General features: G+C 68.9%; 21 protein-coding genes. 10 read left to right on the top strand and 11 right to left on the bottom strand.

Features of this window, described 5'->3' with window-relative positions; genetic code table 11:
• Positions 1 to 38: 38 nt before the first annotated feature.
• The 11 genes from WJ12_RS16100 to WJ12_RS16050 all read right to left on the bottom strand — a co-directional run bounded on the left by WJ12_RS16100 (position 39) and on the right by WJ12_RS16050 (position 10,327).
• A complete protein-coding gene (locus tag WJ12_RS16100) occupies positions 39 to 1,772 on the bottom strand; it encodes an ABC transporter permease (RefSeq protein WP_059560932.1) in 1,734 nt (577 codons plus the stop codon).
• A gap of 111 nt (positions 1,773 to 1,883) precedes the next feature.
• Positions 1,884 to 2,777 (bottom strand): amidohydrolase family protein, encoded by an 894-nt coding sequence (locus WJ12_RS16095; RefSeq protein ID WP_034192101.1) that lies wholly within the window; start codon positions 2,775 to 2,777, stop codon positions 1,884 to 1,886.
• 15 nt (positions 2,778 to 2,792) lie between these two features.
• Positions 2,793 to 3,107 (bottom strand): L-rhamnose mutarotase, encoded by a 315-nt coding sequence (rhaM, locus tag WJ12_RS16090; protein ID WP_034192172.1) that lies wholly within the window; start codon positions 3,105 to 3,107, stop codon positions 2,793 to 2,795.
• A gap of 11 nt (positions 3,108 to 3,118) precedes the next feature.
• Positions 3,119 to 3,904 (bottom strand): SDR family NAD(P)-dependent oxidoreductase, encoded by a 786-nt coding sequence (locus WJ12_RS16085; RefSeq protein WP_049032030.1) that lies wholly within the window; start codon positions 3,902 to 3,904, stop codon positions 3,119 to 3,121.
• A 9-nt stretch (positions 3,905 to 3,913) separates the two neighbouring features.
• Complete coding sequence (gene rhmD / locus WJ12_RS16080; RefSeq protein WP_034192099.1) at positions 3,914 to 5,092, bottom strand: L-rhamnonate dehydratase; 1,179 nt, start codon at positions 5,090 to 5,092, stop codon at positions 3,914 to 3,916.
• 41 nt (positions 5,093 to 5,133) lie between these two features.
• Positions 5,134 to 6,069: a dihydrodipicolinate synthase family protein gene (locus tag WJ12_RS16075; protein WP_059560929.1), complete on the bottom strand. Its 936-nt coding sequence runs from the start codon at positions 6,067 to 6,069 to the stop codon at positions 5,134 to 5,136.
• Between the two features lie 70 nt (positions 6,070 to 6,139).
• Positions 6,140 to 7,024, bottom strand: a complete 885-nt coding sequence (locus WJ12_RS16070) for a glycosyltransferase family 2 protein (RefSeq protein WP_034192097.1) — start codon at positions 7,022 to 7,024, stop codon at positions 6,140 to 6,142.
• 122 nt (positions 7,025 to 7,146) lie between these two features.
• Entirely contained in the window at positions 7,147 to 7,851 is a 705-nt protein-coding gene (locus WJ12_RS16065) for a GntR family transcriptional regulator (protein WP_034192096.1), read from the bottom strand.
• Between the two features lie 82 nt (positions 7,852 to 7,933).
• The gene (locus tag WJ12_RS16060) at positions 7,934 to 8,701 is read right to left on the bottom strand and encodes a maleate cis-trans isomerase family protein (RefSeq protein ID WP_059560926.1); all 768 of its coding nucleotides are present in this window, start codon (positions 8,699 to 8,701) and stop codon (positions 7,934 to 7,936) included.
• Positions 8,702 to 8,721: 20 nt separating this feature from the next.
• Positions 8,722 to 9,966, bottom strand: a complete 1,245-nt coding sequence (locus tag WJ12_RS16055; protein ID WP_069245746.1) for a D-amino acid dehydrogenase — start codon at positions 9,964 to 9,966, stop codon at positions 8,722 to 8,724.
• A gap of 13 nt (positions 9,967 to 9,979) precedes the next feature.
• Positions 9,980 to 10,327 (bottom strand): RidA family protein, encoded by a 348-nt coding sequence (locus WJ12_RS16050; protein WP_034192093.1) that lies wholly within the window; start codon positions 10,325 to 10,327, stop codon positions 9,980 to 9,982.
• 306 nt (positions 10,328 to 10,633) lie between these two features.
• Here WJ12_RS16050 and WJ12_RS16045 point away from each other — a divergent pair, with 306 nt between their 5' ends.
• The 10 genes from WJ12_RS16045 to rfbB are packed head-to-tail and all read left to right on the top strand — an operon-like array spanning position 10,634 to position 19,779.
• Positions 10,634 to 11,728, top strand: a complete 1,095-nt coding sequence (locus WJ12_RS16045; RefSeq protein ID WP_049032445.1) for an ABC transporter substrate-binding protein — start codon at positions 10,634 to 10,636, stop codon at positions 11,726 to 11,728.
• A 16-nt stretch (positions 11,729 to 11,744) separates the two neighbouring features.
• On the top strand, positions 11,745 to 12,638 hold the full coding sequence (locus WJ12_RS16040; protein WP_059560921.1) for a branched-chain amino acid ABC transporter permease: 894 nt from the start codon (positions 11,745 to 11,747) through the stop codon (positions 12,636 to 12,638).
• Complete coding sequence (locus tag WJ12_RS16035; RefSeq protein ID WP_082744754.1) at positions 12,631 to 13,518, top strand: branched-chain amino acid ABC transporter permease; 888 nt, start codon at positions 12,631 to 12,633, stop codon at positions 13,516 to 13,518. Before WJ12_RS16040 ends, WJ12_RS16035 begins: the two co-directional genes overlap by 8 nt.
• A complete protein-coding gene (locus WJ12_RS16030) occupies positions 13,515 to 14,297 on the top strand; it encodes an ABC transporter ATP-binding protein (protein ID WP_049033652.1) in 783 nt (260 codons plus the stop codon). Before WJ12_RS16035 ends, WJ12_RS16030 begins: the two co-directional genes overlap by 4 nt.
• A complete protein-coding gene (locus WJ12_RS16025) occupies positions 14,294 to 15,013 on the top strand; it encodes an ABC transporter ATP-binding protein (protein WP_059560915.1) in 720 nt (239 codons plus the stop codon). Before WJ12_RS16030 ends, WJ12_RS16025 begins: the two co-directional genes overlap by 4 nt.
• Positions 15,010 to 16,389 carry an MFS transporter gene (locus tag WJ12_RS16020; protein WP_059560912.1) on the top strand — a complete coding sequence of 460 codons (1,380 nt, stop codon included), beginning with the start codon at positions 15,010 to 15,012 and terminating at the stop codon, positions 16,387 to 16,389. The genes WJ12_RS16025 and WJ12_RS16020 overlap by 4 nt, the downstream gene beginning before the upstream one ends.
• 42 nt (positions 16,390 to 16,431) lie before the next feature.
• Positions 16,432 to 17,328: a glucose-1-phosphate thymidylyltransferase RfbA gene (gene rfbA, locus WJ12_RS16015; protein ID WP_059560909.1), complete on the top strand. Its 897-nt coding sequence runs from the start codon at positions 16,432 to 16,434 to the stop codon at positions 17,326 to 17,328.
• Positions 17,325 to 17,897, top strand: coding sequence for a dTDP-4-dehydrorhamnose 3,5-epimerase (gene rfbC, locus WJ12_RS16010; protein WP_049029918.1), 573 nt, complete (start codon positions 17,325 to 17,327; stop codon positions 17,895 to 17,897). The genes rfbA and rfbC overlap by 4 nt, the downstream gene beginning before the upstream one ends.
• Complete coding sequence (rfbD, locus tag WJ12_RS16005) at positions 17,894 to 18,778, top strand: dTDP-4-dehydrorhamnose reductase (protein WP_059560906.1); 885 nt, start codon at positions 17,894 to 17,896, stop codon at positions 18,776 to 18,778. Before rfbC ends, rfbD begins: the two co-directional genes overlap by 4 nt.
• Positions 18,775 to 19,779, top strand: a complete 1,005-nt coding sequence (gene rfbB, locus WJ12_RS16000; RefSeq protein ID WP_034192083.1) for a dTDP-glucose 4,6-dehydratase — start codon at positions 18,775 to 18,777, stop codon at positions 19,777 to 19,779. Before rfbD ends, rfbB begins: the two co-directional genes overlap by 4 nt.
• Positions 19,780 to 19,793 lie beyond the last annotated feature (14 nt).

Raw genomic sequence — 19,793 nt, 5'->3', positions numbered from 1 at the left:
CACCCGCGTCTCCCGTGCGTAAAGGATCGGTTGAGGGCTCAATCGAGCCGCGTGCGGCGTTCCGCGAACGCGACCATCGGGCGCCACACGACCCGGTTGGTCGCGATCACGAGCAGCGACATCGCGGCGACGCCGAGCGCGATACGCGGATAGTCACCGGCGTCGGTCATCCGCGCGATATAGGCGCCGAGTCCGCCTGCATCCAGGCGCGTGCTGCCCCAACTCACGGCCTCGGCGACGATGCTCGCGTTCCATGCGCCGCCCGACGCGGTAATCGCGCCCGTCACGAAGTACGGCAGGACGCCGGGCAGCATCACGTGTCGCCACCAGGTCGCCGGCCGTACCCGAAAGCACGCGGCCGCTTCGCGCAGGTCGGCCGGGAACGCGCTCGCCCCGGCGATCACGTTGAACAGGACATACCATTGCGCGCCCAATATCATCAGCGGGCACAGCCAGATGCGGGGTTCGAGCCGCAGGTGCACGATCGCGAACACCGCGACCGGAAACAGCAGGTTGGCCGGAAACGCGGCGAGGAACTGCGTGACCGGCTGGATGCGGGCGGCCACGCGCGGCCGCAGACCGATCGCGATGCCGGCCGGCACCCAGATCGCCGACGCGATCGTGACCAGCACGGTCACGCGCACGAACGTCAGCGCGCCTTCGCTCGCGACGACACGCAGGTCCGTCCACGTGAGCGTCGCACGTCCGTGCCGGTACAGTTCGACCGCCGCATACACGCATCCCGCCCCGCACAGTGCAAACCCGAGCACGTCGCCCGCGTGGCGCGGCAGCGCGATCCGGGCGCGCCATGCCGGCACGAACCCGCGCAGCCGCGCGCGCGCCACCCGGCGCAACACCGCCCGGACCGGGCCGACCCCACGGGCGATCCATGGCGATCGGTGGAACAGGTCGAGCATCCAGCTGCGCGACGCGACCGTGGGCGACGCATCGCCATAACGGAACCGCTCCGACCACGCGACCAGCGGCCTGAACAACAACTGGTCGTACAGGGCGATCGTGACGCTCATCGCGACGATCGCCCAACCCACGGCCGCGAGGTCGCGATTCGCGATCGCCTGCGCGACGAAGGCGCCGACGCCCGGCAGGTCGACGCGCCGGCTGCCGACCGCGATCGCCTCGGCCGCGACCACGAAAAACCAGCCGCCCGACATCGACATCATCGCGTTCCAGACGAGCCCCGGCATCGCGAACGGCACGTCGAGGCGCCAGAAGCGCTGCCATGCCGACAGCCGGAAGCTGCGGCTGGCCTCGTCCAGATCGAGCGGCACCGTGCGCAACGCCTGGTAGAAGCTGAACGTCATGTTCCACGCCTGGCTGGTGAAGATCGCGAAGATCGCCGCGCACTCGGCGCCGAGCATCCGCCCCGGAAACAGCGCCAGGAAGAACGGCACGGTAAACGACAGGTAGCCGAGGATCGGCACCGACTGCAGCACGTCGAGCAGCGGGATCAGCACGCGCTCGGCGCGGCGGCTGCGCGCCGCGGCGGTCGCATAGACGAACGTGAAGACGATCGACGCGAGCAGTGCCGCGAACATGCGCGCGACGGTGCGCAGCGCGTAGCCGGGCAGCGCCGCGGGCGACAGCGAAATGGCCGGGGGAGGCGCCACCGCCGGCGGGCCGGCCATCTGGTGCGCCGAGAGGCCGGCCAGCAACAGGAACCCGACGACGATCAGCATCGCGGCGAGATCCCGCCAGCCCGGCGCCGGCAGCGACCAGCGCCCGCCCCGCAACCCCTCCGCATGGTGCTCCACGACGCCCCTCCCCGCCGATGATGGCGGTTCATCTTCGCGGGCGGGGCGGCCGGCGGGCTTGACTTGCGTCAAGCGCGCCGCAACGGGCGGCGCCATGCATGCGGCGAGTGGTCAGAGGCGATAGATCCGTTCCGCATTGCCGATGAACAGCGCCTGCCGTTCCGCATCGCTCGCGCCGGCGACGATGTCCGCATACGCTCGCCAGAGCGCCGGATAGCCGGCATGCAGCCGGTCGATCGGAAAATTCGACGCGAACATGCATCGCGCGGCGCCGAACGCGTCGATGCCCTCGAGCACATAGGGCCGGAAGCTCTCGACCGTCCACCGGTGATCGAACATCGCAAGCCCGCTCAGCTTGAGCACGACGTTCTCGCGGCGGGCGAGCCCGTGCAGCCCGGTACGCCACGCGCGATAGCCGTGCACGCTGTCGCGGTCGACGAACATGCCCGCGTGATTGACGATGAAGACCGTGTCCGGATGCGCGTCGACCAGGGCCAGCGCGGCCTCGACCTGGGACGGATAGAGCTGCAGGTCGAACGACAGCCCGAGCCGGGCGAGCCACCCGAAATGCGCGCGCCAGCCGGGATCGTCGAGATAGTCCCGGTCGACGTAGTTGTACCAGGGGTTCGCGTGACGGTTCAGCACCTGACGAATACCGCGCACGTTCGCGCAGGCGGCGGCCGCCTCGAGCCGCGCGGGCGCGTCGGCACGCGACAGGTCGACGCCCGCGACGATGCCCTCGGGCATGCCGCCGCTCGCCGGCGCATCCGCGAGCGCCTGCAGCCATTCGACCTCGCTCGGCGTGGTCCACGCGTCATGGATCGCCTCGACGTGCACGACTTTCAGGACATCGATCCCGCCCGCGTCCGCGCGCAGGTCGGCCGGGCCATAGGCGCGCGGCAGCGCGGCCACCGGCCCGGAGAACGCCGGCTGCGCGCGGTCGAGCCAGCCGTAGCTCAACGCATCGGCATCCCAGAAATGCACATGTGGATCGACGACCTGCATGGCGCCTCCTGACGGTCACGCGAGATGGAACATCGGTTCCAGCGGTTTTTCGAGCGGCCGCCCGTCCTCGTCCGTCGCCATCAGGTCGGCCATGTACGCCCACCACCGGCGCATCACGTCGGCCTGCGCGAGCTCGGCCATCCGGTGCGCGGCCGGGCGTTTCAGGACGGCGAACAGGCAATCCGTTTCGTCGTCGAGGAAAATCCAGTAGTCCGCGATGCCGGCCGCGCGCAGCGCGTCGGCGAGCGCCGGCCAGATCGCGTCGTGGCGCCGCCGATACTCGTCCTTGCGCCCGCGATGCAGCCGCATCCTGAACGCGATCGTCTCCATGTCCGCCCCCTTCATTGCAGGTTCACGTACAGGCCGCCGTCGACGAGCAGCGCCGCGCCGTTGACGTAGCGTGCCAGGTCCGACGCGAGGAACACCACGCAGTCCGCGACGTCGTCGGGCTCGCCGAGGCGGCCGAGCGGAATCCGCTGCTCGAAGTACTCGGCCTTGCCGGGCGCCGCGAGATCCGCTTCGTTGATCTCGGTGCGGATCGTGCCCGGCAGCACGGAATTGCAGCGGATCCGGTGCGGGCCGAGCGCGACCGCGCACGACTGCATCAGCGCATGCACGCCGGCCTTCGTCGGCGTGTAGTGCGTCTGCATGCCGCCGCCGACCAGCGCGCTGATCGAACTGGTCGCGACGATCGCGCCGCCGTCGCCTTGCCTGGCCATTTGGCGCGCGACCGCCTGGGTCACGTGGAACGCGCCGTGCAGGTTGACCTCCATCGTGCGTCGCAGCAGGTCGGCGGGCAGGTCGAGGAACGCGTGGAACGGGCAGATCCCCGCATTGCTCGCCAGCACGTCGATCCGGCCGAACGCATCGACGGCCCGCTCGACCAGTTCGTCCGCGGTGTCCGGCCGCGCGATGTCGCCCGGCACCGCGAGCGCGCGCCGGCCGGTCGCCCCGATCTCGTCGATCAGCGCGTCGAGCGCGTGATCCGACTGCGCCGGCAGCAGCGGGTTGGCCCAGTAATTGACGACGACGTCGGCGCCATGCCGCGCGCATGCAAGCGCGATCGCCCGGCCGATGCCGCGCGAGCCGCCGGTGACGACGACCACCTTGTTCTCGAGCAGTTTCATCACGGCGGCTCAGTGCGTGTAGGGCCGTTCGGTGCGCACGGCCGGATTGAGCCGCACACCGAACCCGGGCGTGTCCGGCACCTTCATCCGTCCGCCGCTCGGCACCGGTTCGTCGAGCAGCAGCGGATCGAACATCGGCACGACGCGATCCGCCTGCGGCGCCATCATCAGGAATTCCGCGAACGGGCTGTTGTGCCGCGTCGTCACGAAGTGATAGCTGTAGACCGACGAGCCGTGCGGCACCACCAGCACGCCATGCGCGTCGGCGAGGGCCGAAATGCGGACGAGTTCCGTCATTCCGCCGCACCAGCCGACGTCGGGCTGGATGATGTCGCAGCAGCCCATCTCGAGCAACATGCGGAAGCCCCAGCGCGTCGCCTCGTGCTCGCCCGTCGTCACGAGCAGATCGGGCGGCGCCGCGCGGCGCAATTGCGCATAACCCCAGTAGTCGTCGGGCGGCAGGCACTCCTCGATCCACTTGAGCCCGTAGGCGTGCGCCTCGTGCGCGAGCCGGGTTGCATAGCGCACGTCGAGGCTCATCCAGCAGTCGAGCATCAACCAGAAATCGGCGCCGACGCGCTCGCGCATCGTGGCCAGTTCATCGAGGTTGCGGCGCAAGCCGTCGTCGCCCTCCGCCGGACCATGATGCAGCGGCAGCTTGCCGCCGATGAACCCCATCTCCTTCGCGAGGTCCGGCCGCGCGCCGGTCGCGTAGAACTGCAGTTCGTCGCGCACCTTGCCGCCGAGCAACTGGTGCACCGGCTCGCCGCGCACCTTGCCGAGCAAGTCCCACAACGCGAGGTCGACGCCGGAGATCGCGTTCAGCACCACGCCCTTGCGTCCGTAATAGAGCGTCGCGTGGAACATCTGATCCCACATCTTCTCGATGTCGGTCACGCGCTGACCTTCGATGAAACGCGCCAGATGGCGCTCGACGATGAACGCGCCGATCTCGCCCCCCGTCGTCACCGCGAAACCCACCGTGCCGTCGCTCGCCTCGATCTCGATCACGAGCGTGCCGAGCACGTTGATGCCGAACGACTGCCGGCTCTGCCGGTATTCGGGGTAACGCGCCATCGGCGTCGCGATGTGATCGTCGATCCAGTGGTCCGCGCCCTGGTCGTGGTAGTCGGCGCCGCCGCCGCGCACCGTCAGCGCGCGGATGTGTCGTATCGTGGGCATGCTCATCGGGACATTCCTCGCAGGGGAAAAGGAAACAGGCAGGCGCGTCAGCGCGCCCAGCGCAGCACGCACGCGTCGAGCCGCCGCGCGATCTCCACGAGGCCCGCGCGCGTCTGCGGGTGCAGCGGCACCAGCGGGCGCCGCGGCGCGTCCGACGCGATCACGCCGCCCGCCTTCATCAGCGCCTTGCAGGCGAGCAGCCCGGCCTGGCGGTTTTCATAGTTGATGAGCGGCAGCCACTTCTCGTAGCCGGCCACCGCCTCGTCGCGACGGCCGGCGCGATAGGCGGCCAGTATCGGCTGCAGGCCGTCCGGATACCCGCCGCCGAGGATGCTGCCGGTCGCGCCCGCGTCGAGATCGGCGAGCAGCGTGATCGCCTCCTCGCCGTCCCACGGCCCCTCGATCGCGTCGCCGCCGAGCGCGATCAGCTCGCGCAGCTTCGCCGCCGACTGCGGCACCTCGATCTTGAAATAGCGCAGGTTCGGAATCGTGCGCGCGAGCCGCGCGAGGAACGCCGCCGATACCTGCGTGCCGCTCATCGGCGCGTCCTGGTACATGATCGGAATGTCGATCGCGTCGGAAACCTCCGAGAAGAACGCGCCGATCGCCGCCTCGCCGCAGCGGATCGTCGCGCCGTGATACGGCGGCATGATCATCACCATCGCCGCACCGGCCGCCTGTGCGCGCCGGCTGCGTGCCGCGCAGATCACCGGATTGAAGTGGGTCGTGGTCACGATCACGGGCACCCGCCCCGCGACGTGCTCGAGGATCATCCCTGTGAGCCGCTCGCGTTCGTCGTCGGACAGCGAGAACTGCTCCGAGTAGTTCGCGAGGATGCACAGCCCGTCGGCGCCCGCGTCGATGATGAAGTCGACGCAACGCATCTGCCCTTCCAGGTCCAGTTCGCCCGATTCGGTGAAAATGGTCGGCGCGACGGAAAACGCGCCCGTATAGCGGCGAGTGGCCTGCGTGTCGTGAATCATCTTGTCCGCCTCTATTATTTAGGATTACATAAATGATGAAACGATATTTCGCACGTCGTCATACGTTGATTCAGACCCTGCCGTACCGGCCGCGCAGCCCGTCCGTCACGCCGCACAGAATCGCGTGCAGCTTGGTTCGCTTGTCGCGGGCATGCAGCAGGATGAACGCCACGTGCTTCAGCGTGATCAGGTTGATCAGCAGCATGGCCGGATAGCGGCGCCAGTAGTCGCGGGCGACCAGGATGCAATTGCGGGCCGCGTAGTAATGGCGCAGTGCGCTCTGGTCGAAGATCTCGACGCGCGGCCAGTGCTGCCGGGCCGATGGACTGCCGAGTTCGTGCGGCAGCGACACGTCCGCGTTCACGCGCACCGGTACGCCGTTCGCCTGCGCACGCATGCAGTACTCGGCATCGACATGGTCGATGAAGAAATCCTCGCGAAACCGCCCGAGGGCGCGATAGGCGTCGAGCGAAATCGCGGTGCCGGACGAGATGATCACCGAGCACGGCAGCAAGCCGTGCGCGCCGTCGCCGATCGGCGTGATCCGCGCGGACCAGCGGCCCACGGTGAAGAGCGGCAGGTTGCGCCGGAAGTTGCGGTTGAAGATCCGCGGCCCGACCAGAAAGCGCGTATCCCCGATCGTCGCGCACCCCGCGAGCATCCGCTCGAAATAGTCGGCGGGCACGGTCGAATCCTGGTCGAAGATGAAGAAGACGTCGCAACCGCGGCGGATCAGAAACTCCACGCCGGCGTTGAACGCGCCGGCGATCCCGCCGCGGTTGTGGTTCGCAACCACGTCGACGCCGTGCGCGGCGAGCCGCGCGTGCAGTTCGCGATCGACGACCGGCGAGTTGTCGACGGCAACGACGGCCGGACTGTACGCGGGCAAGCCCAGCAAATGATCGATCTGCGCCGCGGACGGCTTGTACAACGTGACCAGCGTGCCATGTTTCATGACGGCACCTCGTAACGAAAGCGTGGCGATGCGCCGCACCGGGTTGCGGGCGGCCCGTCCTCCTTTGCCTTGCGTCTCGTCGGTACGGCCTCGCGATGCACGCGTGCATCGCGGGCCGCCCGTTATTTCGCGTACAGCTTGACGACGCTCGCTTCCACGACCCGCGTGATTTCCTCCATCCGCCAGCGGATGTGCGTGTCGGTCAATGCAACGCAACGTTCCGTGTCGCGCGCGGCGAGCGCGTCCAGGATCTCCAGGTGCTCGGTGAAGGCCTCGTCGCGCCGCTGATCGACGTCGACCCACCGCACGTAGTGAATCCGCGCGTTGATGCCCTGCAGCACGCGTCCGATCTCCGCATTGCCCGACAGCGCGGCAAGCTCCAGGTGAAACAGTTCGTCCTTCAGTACGAGCTCCGACGACGGCATCCGCGATGCGCTCTTCATCACCTGCCGCCAGAAGCGGCGCAGGGTCTTGATGTCGTTGTCGGACGCCCGCTCGCATGCGAGCATCACCGCGGTCGACTCGATCGAACGCCTCAGCTCAAAGAGATCGAACACGTCTTTCCCTTCCAGTTGGCGGATGAAGAATCCGCGATTCGGCACGAAGACCAGCAGGTTCTCCGCGACGAGACGGTTCAGTGCTTCCCGGATCGGCGTGCGGCTGACGTCGAACCGCTCCGCCAGTTCAAGCTCGTTGACCCGCTCGCCCGGCCGGATCTTGTACAGCACGGCCATCTGCTTCAACTGCTCGTAAATCTCGTTGACCGTCAGGCCCGCGCGTTTCGGCGCCAGTGTCTCGCGGCCGCCAAGCACGGAATTCGCTGCCATTTCGCCTCCTCCTTCGTCTGTCGGCGACCGTCATTATCGGCCATGAACCGGCCTGCGGGCGCCTCGGGTGCTGCGGCCACCGTCATTGCATCAACAGGCGCCCGAAACCCGGCACCGGATCGTCGACGCCCGCGAGCCGCAGCGCATGCCACGCAAGCGCGTGATTGCTCGACAGGACCGGCTTGCCGGCGCGCGCCTCGATCTCCGCGAGCGCGTCGACGAGCCGGAGGCTCGTGCACGACACGAACACCGCGTCCACCGCCGGATCGGCGGCCAGCGCGAGCACCGCGCGCTCGATCGACCCGCGGTCGATCCGCGCCACCTCGTTGTCGTCGCGATGCTCGAACGAGCCCGCCCTGACGACGTCGACGCCACGTGCGCGCAGGTAGGCGGCCATGGCTTCGTTGATCGAGCGCTCGTACGGCGTGAGCAGCGCGACGCCGCGCGCGCCCAGCGCGCCCAGCGCGACCCGTGCCGCGGTGATTGGCGTCGTGCACGCGACGCCCGGCCGCGCTTCGCGGATCCGCTCGAACACGCGCTCCTCGCCGAGCACCGTCGACGCGGACGTGCAGCCGAACGCGACCACGTCGAGGCGCTCGCCGGGGCGAATCAGCTCGACGGCAGCCGCGATCCCGCCGTCCATCCGCGCGAGCGTCTCCGCGGTGATGTCGGCGGAGTTCGCGATCCGGCTCTCGTAGAACGCGACGCCGTCGAGCGCGAGCACGCGCCGCCATTCGTATTCGATCGTATGGTCGGTCGCGAGCACGACGAGCCCGATCGCCGCGCGGCGCGCGATGCCCGCATCGAGCGAGAAGCCGAAGCGCGCGTACGAACCGGCATCCTGCTGCATGGGGGTCGTAAGAAGTTCGCTCACTGGAGTGTCATCCCGGTAATGTCGATGTCGGGCTGCCGGCCGTGGATCAGGTCGGCGACGATTTTCGCGGTACCGCACGACATCGTCCAGCCCATGTGGCCGTGCCCGGTGTTGAGAAAGAGATTGCGATGGCGGGTCGCACCGATGATCGGCGTGCCCTCCGGCGTCATCGGCCGCAATCCGGCCCAGTACGACGGCTTCGTGTAGTCGGCGCCGTTCGGAAACAGCGCCCGCGCGGTCGCCAGCATGTGCGCGAAGTCCGCGGGCGTGTGGGTCGTGTCGTAGCCGCTGAATTCGGCCGTCGCGGTCAGGCGCAGCCGGTCGCCGAACCGCGCCCATGCGACGAGCTGGTTTTCCTCGACGCCGCCGAGCGTCGGCGGTTCGTGGCGTGCATCGATCGGCAGCGTGACCGAATAGCCTTTCACCGGATAGATCGGCAAGCGGTAGCCGAGCCCGCGCGCGACGAACGGCGAGTACGCGCCGAGCGCAAGCACGTAGCGGTCGCCGCTCACGCGGCCCTGCGACGTCTGCACGTAGTCCACCGCGTCCGCGCTCGCGCGCATGCCGTCGATCGTGGTGCCGAAACGGAACTCGACACCGAGCGCGCGGCAGCGTTCGGCGAGCGCCCGGGTGAACAAGTGCGCATCGCCGCTCTCGTCGGACGGACAGTAGATCGCACCGGCGATCGCATCCGTTGCGCCGGCAAGCGCGGGCTCGCGCTCGATCACCGCGCGCGAATCGAGCGTCTCGAGCGGCAAGCCGTTCTCGGACAGAATTCGCATGTTCACGATGCCGCGCTCGAACGATGCGGGATCGCGGTACAGATACAGCAAGCCGCTGCTGATCCGGTCGTACGCGAGCACCTCGTCGCGCGTCGCGGACTGCAGCTGCTGCTGCGCGTAGCGGCACAGCCGCACCTTGATCGACGTGTTCCTGCGCGAGCGCTCCGCCGTGCAGTTCCGCAGGAACAGACGACACCACGCCCACATCCGCCAGTCCGGCGACCACTTCAGGCGCAACGCCTGCCCGTCCGAAAACAGCGACTTGAGCAGGATCTTCGGCGCGCGCGGGGAGGCCCACGTATAGGAATGCCCCGGCGCGATCAGTCCCGCGTTCGCGAAGCTCGTCTCGAGCGCGACGCCGTCGCGCCGGTCGACCACCACGACCTCGTCGCCGGCCTTCGCGAGAAAGTACGCGGTCGTCACACCGACGATGCCGCCTCCGAGCACGACCGTCTTCATCGCGCGTCCCCCGCTAGCACGCGGCGATCGCCGCGATTTCGACCGTGTATTCGGGAAACGCGAGCGCCGACTCCACGCAGGCGCGCGCCGGCGCGTCGCCCTGCGGCACCCACGCATCCCAGACCCGGTTCATGTCGGCAAAGCTCCGGTGATCGGCAAGCCAGATGCTCGCGGACACGATCCTGCGCTTGTCGAGCCCCGCGCCATCGAGCAGCCGGTCGATCTTGTCGAGGATCTGGCGGGTCTGGCCGGCGACGTCGAGCGCGGTGTCGTCGGCCACCTGTCCGGCAATGAACGCGAAGCCGCCCGCGACCACGAGCTGGCTCATCCGTTCCCCCGCGCCATAACGCTTGATTTCCATCGCACCGCCTCCGCTTCCGTGTCGAGTGGGTTGAATTCTAAGCATCCATATTCACGACTGTATACACTTTTTTCAAAAAGATTCGACGCTGAGCCAATTTGGCGCACGTGCCCGCAGCTGGTGTTTACCGTCGCCCGTATTGTGCATTTCATGCGCTAAAAAAACGCATTTTCTTGTGAATTCCGGGGCGCTTCGCGAACCGCTCGAGATTCGTCCAAAAAATGTTTGCCAACGATTTTTGTTCTGTGATTCTGTCGACACTTTTGTATTTCAAACGCGATTCAACATCGATTCAGGAGCGCAAAAATGAAGCTGGGTTGCTGGAGTCTCGGGATCTGCGTCGCGCTCGGCGCGTGGGCAACGTTTCCTGCATATGCGGACGTCAGCGTCGGCGCCGTGTTGCCGCTGACCGGCGCAAGCGCGTCGATCGGCGAGGACCAGCGGCGCGGGATCGAGCTCGCGGTCGCGAAGATCAATGCGCAAGGCGGCGTGCTCGGGCAGAAGCTGCAGGTACGGATCGAGGATTCGGGCGGCACCGCGAACACGGCGCTCGACGCCGCCCGCAAGCTGGCGACCGTCGAGCGCGTGCCGCTCGTGCTCGGCGAATTCTCGTCGTCGGTGACGATTCCGGTCGGACAATTCCTCGTGCGCCAGGGCGACGTGCACGTCAACATCGGTTCGTCGAGCCAGCAGGTCCGCAAGATCGGCGCGGGTTCGTTCAGCACGATCGGGCTCGACGACCAGTCCGCGCGCTTCGCCGCGCAGGACGTGTACGACCGCAAGCTGCGGCGCGTCGCACTGATCGCGCCGAACAACGGTTACGGCCAGGGCATCGCCACCGAGTTCAAAAAGCGTTTCGAGGCGCTCGGCGGCACGATCGTCTCGACGGTTCTCTACACCGAGGGCCAGTCGACCTACCGGCGCGAGCTGGAACAGGCGTCGCGTGCGCAGCCCGACGGCTACGTGTACAGCGCGTACGGACAGGAAGCCGCGACGTTGAACCGGCAGGCGTTCGAGATGCGTCTCAACCAGCGGCCGTGGTACGGCATCTACCTGACGATGTGCACGAGCGACACCCCCGCCCAGATCGCGCAGGGGCAGATCGGCCTGGAGGTCGCGGCGCTCGGCGGCAGCGCCGCCGCGTACGCGGCGGCCTATCGCGCCGCGTATCACGAGGCGCCGCGCTCGGCCTTCGGCAGCTACGCGTACGACGCGACGATGCTGTCCGCCGCGGCAATCAATCGCGCGCGTTCGGCCGATCCGGCGAAGGTGCGTGCGGAACTCGCGGCCGGCCAGCCCTATGACGGCGTGACGGGCACGATCGCGTTCGATGCCGACGGCCAGCGGCTGGTGCAGCCGTACGAGAAGGTCGTGTACCGGCAATCCGTCGTCGCGCAGTAGCCACCGGGAGCCTGCGATGCTGCAATTCCTGATCGATGTCCTGATGCGCACGTCCGACCTGTTGCTGGTCTCCGTCGGCCTGTCGACGCTGTACTCGCTGATTCGCTTCCCGAACATCGCACACGTCCAGTACGCGATGGTCGGCGCGTTCGCGACCCTCGGGTTCGAGCGCGTCGGCATGCCGTTCGCGCTCGCGACCGCCGTCTCGTGCGCGCTGGTCGGCCTTGCCGCGACGCTGCTGAACCTGTTCGTGTTCACGCGCCTGCTGCGCTCGGGCAGCGCGGTCGCGATGATCGGCTCGCTCGCCGTGTCGCTGCTCGCCGTCGCGCTGATGCTCGGCACGGCCGGCTCGCGGCCGCTGCAGTACGCGCAGGCGGTGCGCCCGCCGCTGATGGTCGGGGGCGTCGCGATGTCGTCCGCGCAGGCGGCTTCGATCGCGTGCGGTGGCGTCGCGCTCGCCGTGTTCGCGCTGCTGCTGTACCGCACCCGCCTCGGCCGGGCGATGCGCGCGCTCGCATCGAATCGCGCGCTCGCGCTCGCGACGGGCATCGATGCGCAGCGCGTGACCAACGTGATCACGTTCGCCAGCGGCGTGCTCGCGGCGCTCGGCGGCACGATGCTCGGCGCGACCGAAAGCGTGCACGTCAACCTCGGCTACGGGCTGCTGATCCCGGTGTTTTCCGCCGCGATCCTCGGCGGCCTCGGCAATCCGCTCGGCGCGGCGGCCGGCGCTTTCCTGATCGCGCTGGCCGAGACGATCGCGCTCGACGTCGACTTCGGCGGGCTGGTCGGTCGGCCGCTCGCGTTCTTTCCGGTCGAATACGTCGGCGCGGTGTCGTTCGCGATCCTGCTCGTCGTGCTGGTGTTCCGGCCGTATGGCCTCTTCGACGGGGAGGTCCGTCGTGTCTAGTTTCATCGTCCATCTGTTGACCGTCACGTGCCTGTACGCGACGATGGCGCTCGGCCTGAACCTGCAGGCAGGCTACGCGGGGCTCGTCAATTTCGGCTTCGTGGCGTTCGCGGGGCTCGGCGCCTACGCCGCCGGCATCGCGTCGCAGCTCGGCTGGCCGCTGCCGGCCGCCCTCGCGCTCGCGGCGGGCGCGGCGAGCGTGCTGGCCGTCGCGATCGCGCGGCTCGGTCGTCACCTGTCGGCCGACTACTGGGGCATCGCGACGCTCGCGATCGCCGAGATCCTGCGCACGTTCGCGCTGAACGAGGGCTGGTTGACGGGCGGCGCACAGGGTATCGGCGGCATCGCGCCGCTCTTTCCCGGATTGCGCGCCCCGTGGGCCGATCTCGCGTTCCTCGCCGTCGCGGCCGGCGGCCTCGCCCTCGCCTACGCCGCCTGCCGGCTGCTGACCACCGGCCGCTTCGGCCGCGCGCTGAAGGTGATGCGCGAGGAGCCCGCGCTCGCCGTCTGCTTCGGCTACGACCCGGTCGCGCTGAAGACCTGGGCGAGCGTCGCGGGCGCGCTGCCCGCGGCGTTCGCGGGCGCGCTGCTCACCTGGTACATCAGCTACGTCGGCCCGGACGCGATGGTGGCGTCGGAAACCTTCGCGCTGTGGACCATCGTCATGGTCGGCGGGCTCGGCAGCCACGCCGGCGTGCTGGCCGGCGCGCTGATCGTCCAGGCGGTGTACGCGTTCGCGCCGTTCCTGAAGGACTGGCTCGGCGTCGGCAGCGACCTCGCCGGTGCGGTGCGCCTCGGCCTCGTCGGCCTGATGCTGCTCGCGTGCGTGCTGTGGCGCCCGCGCGGCCTTGTGCCGGAACGACTGGAGGTTCATCCATGAGCGCGCTGCTCGACCTTGAAGGCGTCACGATCCGCTACGGCGACAATGCGGTGCTGTCCGGCCTCTCGCTGTCCGTCGGCGACGGCGAGATCGTCGGGCTGCTCGGCCCGAACGGCTCGGGCAAAAGCACGGCGCTCAACGCGATCACGGGCTTCGCCCCCGTCGCGGCCGGCGCGATCCGCTTCGCCGGGCGTCGCATCGACACGCTTGCGCCGCACCGGATCGCACGGCTCGGCATCCGCCGGACGTTCCAGTTGCCGTCGATGCCCGCGCGCATGTCGGTGCTCGAACTGGCGATGGCCGCGTCGTCGGCCCGTCACGGCCCCGTCGCGGCGCTCCTGCGCAGTCGTGCGACCCGCACGCTGGAAACCGCGACGCGCGCACGCGCCACCGCGCTGCTCGAGGAACTGAAGCTCGCGCACGTCGCGCAACTGGGCGCCGCGGCGATCTCGGGCGGCCAGAAGAAACTGCTCGGCATCGCGTGCGCGATGATGACCGAGCCGAAGCTGCTGCTGCTCGACGAGCCCACCGCGGGCGTTCACCCGAACCTGCGCGGCGAACTGGTCGCCGAACTGCGCCGCATCCGCGGGCTGGGCGTCACGCTGGTCGTGATCGAGCACGACATGCACTTCATCCGCGAGCTGTGCGACCGCTGCATCGTGCTCGATCGCGGCGCCGCGATCGCCGACTGCCGTCCCGCCGAACTCGAAAGCAACCGCCGCGTGCTCGATGCGTACCTGGGACGCGCCCATGCGCGCCGCCTGATGGAGGCGTCATGATCGACGTTCGCGACCTGGTCGCCGGCTACACGGCCGACATCGACATCCTGCACGGCGTATCGCTGTCCGTCGGGCCGGTCGACATCGTCACGATCCTCGGCCCGAACGGCTGCGGAAAATCGACGCTCCTCAAGGCGATCGCCGGCTTCGTCCTGCCCCGCGCCGGCACGGTCACGATGCATGGCCGCGACATCGCGCGCGTGCCGGTACACCGCAAGATCCGCGAACACGACATCGGCTTCGTGCCGCAGACCGACAACGTGTTCGGCGCGCTGACGGTCCGCGAGAACCTGATGCTCGGCGGCCACGCGATGTCCGCGTTCCCCCGCGAAACGCGGATCGAGGAGCTGTGCGAGCAATACCCGGTGCTGCGGCGCCGCTACCGGTCGCCCGCGGGCGCGCTGTCCGGCGGCGAGCGGCAGATCGTGTCGCTCGCGCGCGCGCTGATGTCGCGCCCGGTGCTGCTGTTGCTCGACGAGCCGTCGGCCGGCCTGTCGCCGAAAATGGTCGACGAGGTATTCGACGCGATCGTGCGGATGCGCGATACCGAGCACATCGCCGTGCTGATGGTCGAACAGAACGCGATCGAGGCGCTGCGCATCGCCGATCGCGGCGTGGTGCTGACGATGGGCCGCATCGCGCTGACGGGCACGTCGGCCGACCTGCTCGACAGCGACGAGATGCGGCGTCTCTATCTCGGCGGGCGCGCGGCATGAGCACGAACACCGCTCCCGCCGCCGGTGCGGCCGGCGCGCCCGCCGCGCGGCCGGTGCACGTGATGGTCGCGCTTGCCTGCGGCTTCGTGATGGCGATGCTCGACGTGACCATCGTGAACGTCGCGCTGAAGGCGATGCAGGCGAGTCTCGACATGTCGCTGACCGCCCTCGTCTGGGTCGTCGACGCCTATACGCTCAGCTTCGCCGCGCTGCTGCTGTTCGGCGGCGCGCTCGCGAACCGTTACGGGCCGCGGGCGATCTACGTCGCCGGGCTCGCGCTGTTCGTCGCCGCGTCGGTGCTGTGCGCGGCCGCGCAGACGAGCGGCATGCTCGTCGCCGCGCGGCTGCTGCAGGGCGTGGGGGCCGCGCTCTTCATGCCGAGCTCGCTGAGCCTGCTCACGCTGGCGTTTCCGGCCGGACCACTGCGCACACGGATGATCGGCATCTGGGGCGCCCTGGTATCGGCGGCGATGGCGATCGGGCCCTGCGTCGGCGGCATCCTCGTCGACGCGATCGGCTGGCGCGGGATCTTCTGGGTCAACCTCCCCGTCGGGCTCGTCGGCCTGTGGCTCACGCGCCGCCATGTCGGCCATTCGCCGCGCCATCCCGGCCCGCTGAACACGCTCGGCCATCTGCTCGGCGCGCTCGCGCTCGCGGCACTCAGCTATACGCTGATCGAGGGGCCGGGCGCCGGCTGGCGCTCGCCCGCCATCGTCGCCGGTGCGGCCGTGACGTTCGCCGCCGGCGCGGCATTCGTCTGGCGCGAACGTGGCGCCCGCGACCGGATCCTGCCGCCCGCGCTGCTGCGCAACCGGCGCTTCGTCGCGGGCGGCCTGCTCGGGCTCGCGATCAATTTCGGCATCCTCGCGGAAATCTTCCTGCTGAGCCTTTACCTGCAGCAGGTGCGCGGTGCAAGCGCGCTGCGCGCCGGCTTCGAGCTGTTTCCGCTCATGGCGATGTTCGGCATCGGCAATCTCGCGTCCGCCCGCGTGAGCGCGCGGCTCGGTCCGCGCGGCACGCTGCTCGCGGGCCTGGCGCTCGCCACGCTCGGCAGCGCCGCGCTGATCGGTATCGAGGCGCTCCCTTACACGGCGCTCGCGATCGCGGTCGGCATCGCGAACTTCGGTGCGGGCCAGGCCATCCCCGCGATGAATCTCGTCGTCATGCAGTCGGCCGGCCCCGCGGACGCGAATCTCGCCGCCGCATCGCTGAACGCGAGCCGGCAGATCGGCTCGCTGGTCGGCGTGGCGATCGCGTCGGTCGTGCTTCATGCGATCGCCAGTCCGGACCGCGCAACCGCGGCCGGTTTCGCCGTGATCGCGCTGGTCTACCTGGCCGGCTTCGCGATCGTGTTCGGACGCATCGACCCGGGTTGACGCGCACGCGGGCCCGCCCTTCTTCATGACAGCGAGGACATCATGCACACAGCGACTGGCCGTAAGGGATTGATTCTGGCGGGCGGATCCGGCACCCGGCTCCATCCGCTCACGCATTCGGTATCGAAGCAACTGATGCCGGTGTACGACAAGCCGATGATCTACTACCCGCTCAGCACGATCATGCTGGCCGGCATCCGCGACGTCCTGATCATCTCGACGCCGCGCGATCTCGACGCGTTCCGGCAACTGCTCGGCGACGGCGAACAATGGGGCATGAATTTCTCATACGCGGTGCAGCCGAGCCCGGACGGACTCGCGCAGGCCTTCGTGATCGGCGCGCCGTTCATCGGCAACGACGCCGCGACGCTCGTGCTCGGCGACAACATCTATCACGGTCCGGCGCTGTCGTCGCTGCTGCAGCGCGTCGCGGCGCGCACGACGGGCGCAACGGTGTTCGGTTATTACGTGCGCGACCCGGAGCGCTACGGCGTCGTATCGTTCGACGAGCACGGGCGGGCAATCGATCTCGAGGAGAAGCCGCGCGACCCGAAATCGCACTACGCGGTGACGGGGCTTTACTTCTACGACAACGACGTCGTTTCCCTCGCGAAGGAGGTGCGCCCGTCCGCGCGCGGCGAGCTGGAGATCACGGACCTGAACCGCGCCTATCTGGCGAACGGCAAGCTGAACGTCGAGATCCTCGGCCGCGGTTATGCGTGGCTCGACACCGGCACGCACGAGTCGCTGCTCGACGCGGCGAATTTCATCCAGGTGATGCAGGCCCGCCAGGGGCTGCAGATCGCCTGCCCCGAGGAAATCGCGTACCGGCTCGGCTGGATCGACTCGCAACGGCTCGAAGCGCTCGCGCACGCGCTGTCGAAAAGCGGTTATGGCCGTTACCTGCTCGACGTCCTGAACAAGGAGGTCGCCGCATGACGTCCGTCATCGAGACGACACTGCCGGGCGTGCTGCTGATCGAACCGGCGAGCTTCGGCGACGCGCGCGGCTTCTTCGTCGAAAGCTATCGCGAGTCGTGGCTGCGCGACGCAGGTGTCGATGCAGGTTTCGTGCAGGACAACCACTCGCGCTCCCGGCGCGGCGTGCTGCGCGGCCTGCACTACCAGTTCCGGCATCCGCAGGGCAAGCTCGTGCGTGTGTCGCGCGGCGCCGTGTACGACGTCGCGGTCGACATCCGGCCCGGTTCGCCGCATCTCGGACGCTGGTTCGGCACCGTGCTCGACGACGTGTCGCATCGCCAGCTGTGGATTCCGCCGGGCTTCGCGCATGGCTTCTGCGTGCTGTCCGACGAGGCCGACTTCGCGTACAAGTGCACCGCGTACTACGATCCGTCGTCGGACGCGGGCGTACGCTGGGACGATCCCGACATCGGCATCGAATGGCCCGCGCTCGACGTGCCGTTCGAGCTGTCCGACAAGGATCTCCGGCAGCCGCGCCTGCGCGACCGGCCGCCGGCGGTGCCCGACCTTCACGGAGCCGCGCGATGACGATCCTCGTGACCGGCGTGCTCGGCCAGGTCGGCCGTGAACTCATGCTGCGCGCGGGAGGACGCCCGGCAATCGGGCTGTCCCGCGAGCAGCTCGACATCGCCGATCGGCAGGCGGTGCGTGACGCGCTCGCCACGCACCACGCGACGCTCCTGATCAATGCGGCCGCGTGGACGGCCGTCGATCGCGCGGAAACCGAACCCGACGCCGCCTGGCGCGCCAATTGCGCCGGCCCGGCGGCGCTCGCCGACGCGTGCGCCGCGGCCGGCATCCCGTTGCTGCACCTGTCGACCGACTACGTGTTCGACGGCCGCGCGCCAGGCGCGTACGACGAAACGGCGGACGTCGCGCCCCTCGGCGTCTACGGACACACCAAATGGGCCGGCGAGGAAGCCGTCCGCCAGCGGCTGCCCGACGCGCATGTGATTCTCCGCATTGCGTGGGTATTCGGCGCGCACGGCGGCAATTTCGTGCGCACGATGCTGCGGCTCGGACGCGAACGCGACGAACTCGCCGTCGTCGCCGATCAGTACGGCGGCCCGACGCACGCCGCCGCGGTCGCCGACGCGCTGCTCGCGATCGCGGATCGCCATCGCGCGGGCGCCGCGATGCGCTGGGGCACCTACCACCTGTGCGGCACCCCCGTCACGACCTGGCACGGCTTCGCCGAGACGATCTTCTCGCAGGCACGGCGCGCCGGCCTCATCGATCGCCTACCGCTCGTGCGCCCGATCCGCACGGCCGCCTATCCGCTGCCGGCGCCACGGCCGGCGAACTCCGCACTCGACTGCACCCGCATTCGCGAGCATTTCGGCATCGACGCGCCGTGCTGGATCCCGGCGCTCGCCGACGTGCTCGATACCTGGAAACGAACCTCATGAGCCATCGACCGAAACATGTCCTCGTCACGGGCGGCGCCGGGTTTATCGGCGCCAACTTCGTCCATCACCTGCTCGCGACGGATCCGCTGGTCCGGATCGTCAATCTCGACCTGCTCACGTATGCCGGCAGCCTCGACCATCTCGCGGGCGCGGAAAGCACCGACCGCCACCGGTTCGTGCTCGGCGACATCTGCGACCGGCCGCTCGTCGAAAGCCTGTTGCGCGACCATGCGATCGACACGATCGTCCACTTTGCAGCCGAGAGCCACGTCGACCGCTCGATCACCGGCCCCGGCGAATTCGTCCGCGCGAACGTCGTCGGCACCTGGACGCTCCTCGAAGCGGCGCGCACGGTCTGGATGAACGGGCCCGACGCCGACGCGCGCGCGCCGCGCCGCTTTCATCACATCGGCACCGACGAGGTATACGGATCGCTCGCCCCGACCGATCCGCCGTTCTCGGAAACCACGCCGTACGCGCCGAATTCGCCGTATTCGGCCAGCAAGGCCGGCTCCGACCATCTCGTGCGCGCGTACTTCCACACATACGGGCTGCCGGTCACGACGACCCACTGCTCGAACAACTACGGCCCGCGCCAGCACGCCGAGAAGTTCATCCCGACGGTGATCCGCAACTGCGTCAACGGCACGCCCATCCCGCTCTACGGCGACGGCGCGAACGTCCGCGACTGGCTATTCGTCGACGATCACTGCCGGGCGATCGATGCCGTGATCCGGCGCGGCACGCTCGGCGAAACGTACAACGTCGGCGGATGCAACGAGTGGCGCAACGCCGACATCGTCGACCTGATCTGCTCGCTGCTCGACGTGCGGCGGCCGCAGGGCGCGCCGCACGCGCGCCTCAAGCACTTCGTCGCCGACCGCCTCGGTCACGACCGTCGTTATGCGATCGACGCCGGCAAGCTCGAACGCGAACTTCAGTGGCAACCGACGGAAACCTTCGAGACAGGCATCGTGAAGACGCTCGACTGGTACCTGTAGACGTCGCGATGGGT

This window comes from Burkholderia seminalis, assembly GCF_001718535.1.
Lineage (GTDB): Bacteria > Pseudomonadota > Gammaproteobacteria > Burkholderiales > Burkholderiaceae > Burkholderia > Burkholderia seminalis.
The sequence above is the reverse complement of the archived record's forward strand: the minus strand, read 5'-3'. Positions and strand labels throughout refer to the sequence as shown.

What these genes read in the sequence shown, in the direction of transcription:
- WJ12_RS16095 (WP_034192101.1), bottom strand. Translation starts at nt 2,777, where the DNA reads ATGCAGGTCGTCGATCCACATGTGCATTTCTGGGATGCCGATGCGTTG.
- rhaM (WP_034192172.1), bottom strand. Translation starts at nt 3,107, where the DNA reads ATGGAGACGATCGCGTTCAGGATGCGGCTGCATCGCGGGCGCAAGGAC.
- WJ12_RS16085 (WP_049032030.1), bottom strand. Translation starts at nt 3,904, where the DNA reads ATGAAACTGCTCGAGAACAAGGTGGTCGTCGTCACCGGCGGCTCGCGC.
- rhmD (WP_034192099.1), bottom strand. Translation starts at nt 5,092, where the DNA reads ATGAGCATGCCCACGATACGACACATCCGCGCGCTGACGGTGCGCGGC.
- WJ12_RS16075 (WP_059560929.1), bottom strand. Translation starts at nt 6,069, where the DNA reads ATGATTCACGACACGCAGGCCACTCGCCGCTATACGGGCGCGTTTTCC.
- WJ12_RS16070 (WP_034192097.1), bottom strand. Translation starts at nt 7,024, where the DNA reads ATGAAACATGGCACGCTGGTCACGTTGTACAAGCCGTCCGCGGCGCAG.
- WJ12_RS16065 (WP_034192096.1), bottom strand. Translation starts at nt 7,851, where the DNA reads ATGGCAGCGAATTCCGTGCTTGGCGGCCGCGAGACACTGGCGCCGAAA.
- WJ12_RS16060 (WP_059560926.1), bottom strand. Translation starts at nt 8,701, where the DNA reads ATGCAGCAGGATGCCGGTTCGTACGCGCGCTTCGGCTTCTCGCTCGAT.
- WJ12_RS16055 (WP_069245746.1), bottom strand. Translation starts at nt 9,966, where the DNA reads ATGAAGACGGTCGTGCTCGGAGGCGGCATCGTCGGTGTGACGACCGCG.
- WJ12_RS16050 (WP_034192093.1), bottom strand. Translation starts at nt 10,327, where the DNA reads ATGGAAATCAAGCGTTATGGCGCGGGGGAACGGATGAGCCAGCTCGTG.
- WJ12_RS16045 (WP_049032445.1), top strand. Translation starts at nt 10,634, where the DNA reads ATGAAGCTGGGTTGCTGGAGTCTCGGGATCTGCGTCGCGCTCGGCGCG.
- WJ12_RS16040 (WP_059560921.1), top strand. Translation starts at nt 11,745, where the DNA reads ATGCTGCAATTCCTGATCGATGTCCTGATGCGCACGTCCGACCTGTTG.
- WJ12_RS16030 (WP_049033652.1), top strand. Translation starts at nt 13,515, where the DNA reads ATGAGCGCGCTGCTCGACCTTGAAGGCGTCACGATCCGCTACGGCGAC.
- WJ12_RS16025 (WP_059560915.1), top strand. Translation starts at nt 14,294, where the DNA reads ATGATCGACGTTCGCGACCTGGTCGCCGGCTACACGGCCGACATCGAC.
- WJ12_RS16020 (WP_059560912.1), top strand. Translation starts at nt 15,010, where the DNA reads ATGAGCACGAACACCGCTCCCGCCGCCGGTGCGGCCGGCGCGCCCGCC.
- rfbA (WP_059560909.1), top strand. Translation starts at nt 16,432, where the DNA reads ATGCACACAGCGACTGGCCGTAAGGGATTGATTCTGGCGGGCGGATCC.
- rfbC (WP_049029918.1), top strand. Translation starts at nt 17,325, where the DNA reads ATGACGTCCGTCATCGAGACGACACTGCCGGGCGTGCTGCTGATCGAA.
- rfbD (WP_059560906.1), top strand. Translation starts at nt 17,894, where the DNA reads ATGACGATCCTCGTGACCGGCGTGCTCGGCCAGGTCGGCCGTGAACTC.
- rfbB (WP_034192083.1), top strand. Translation starts at nt 18,775, where the DNA reads ATGAGCCATCGACCGAAACATGTCCTCGTCACGGGCGGCGCCGGGTTT.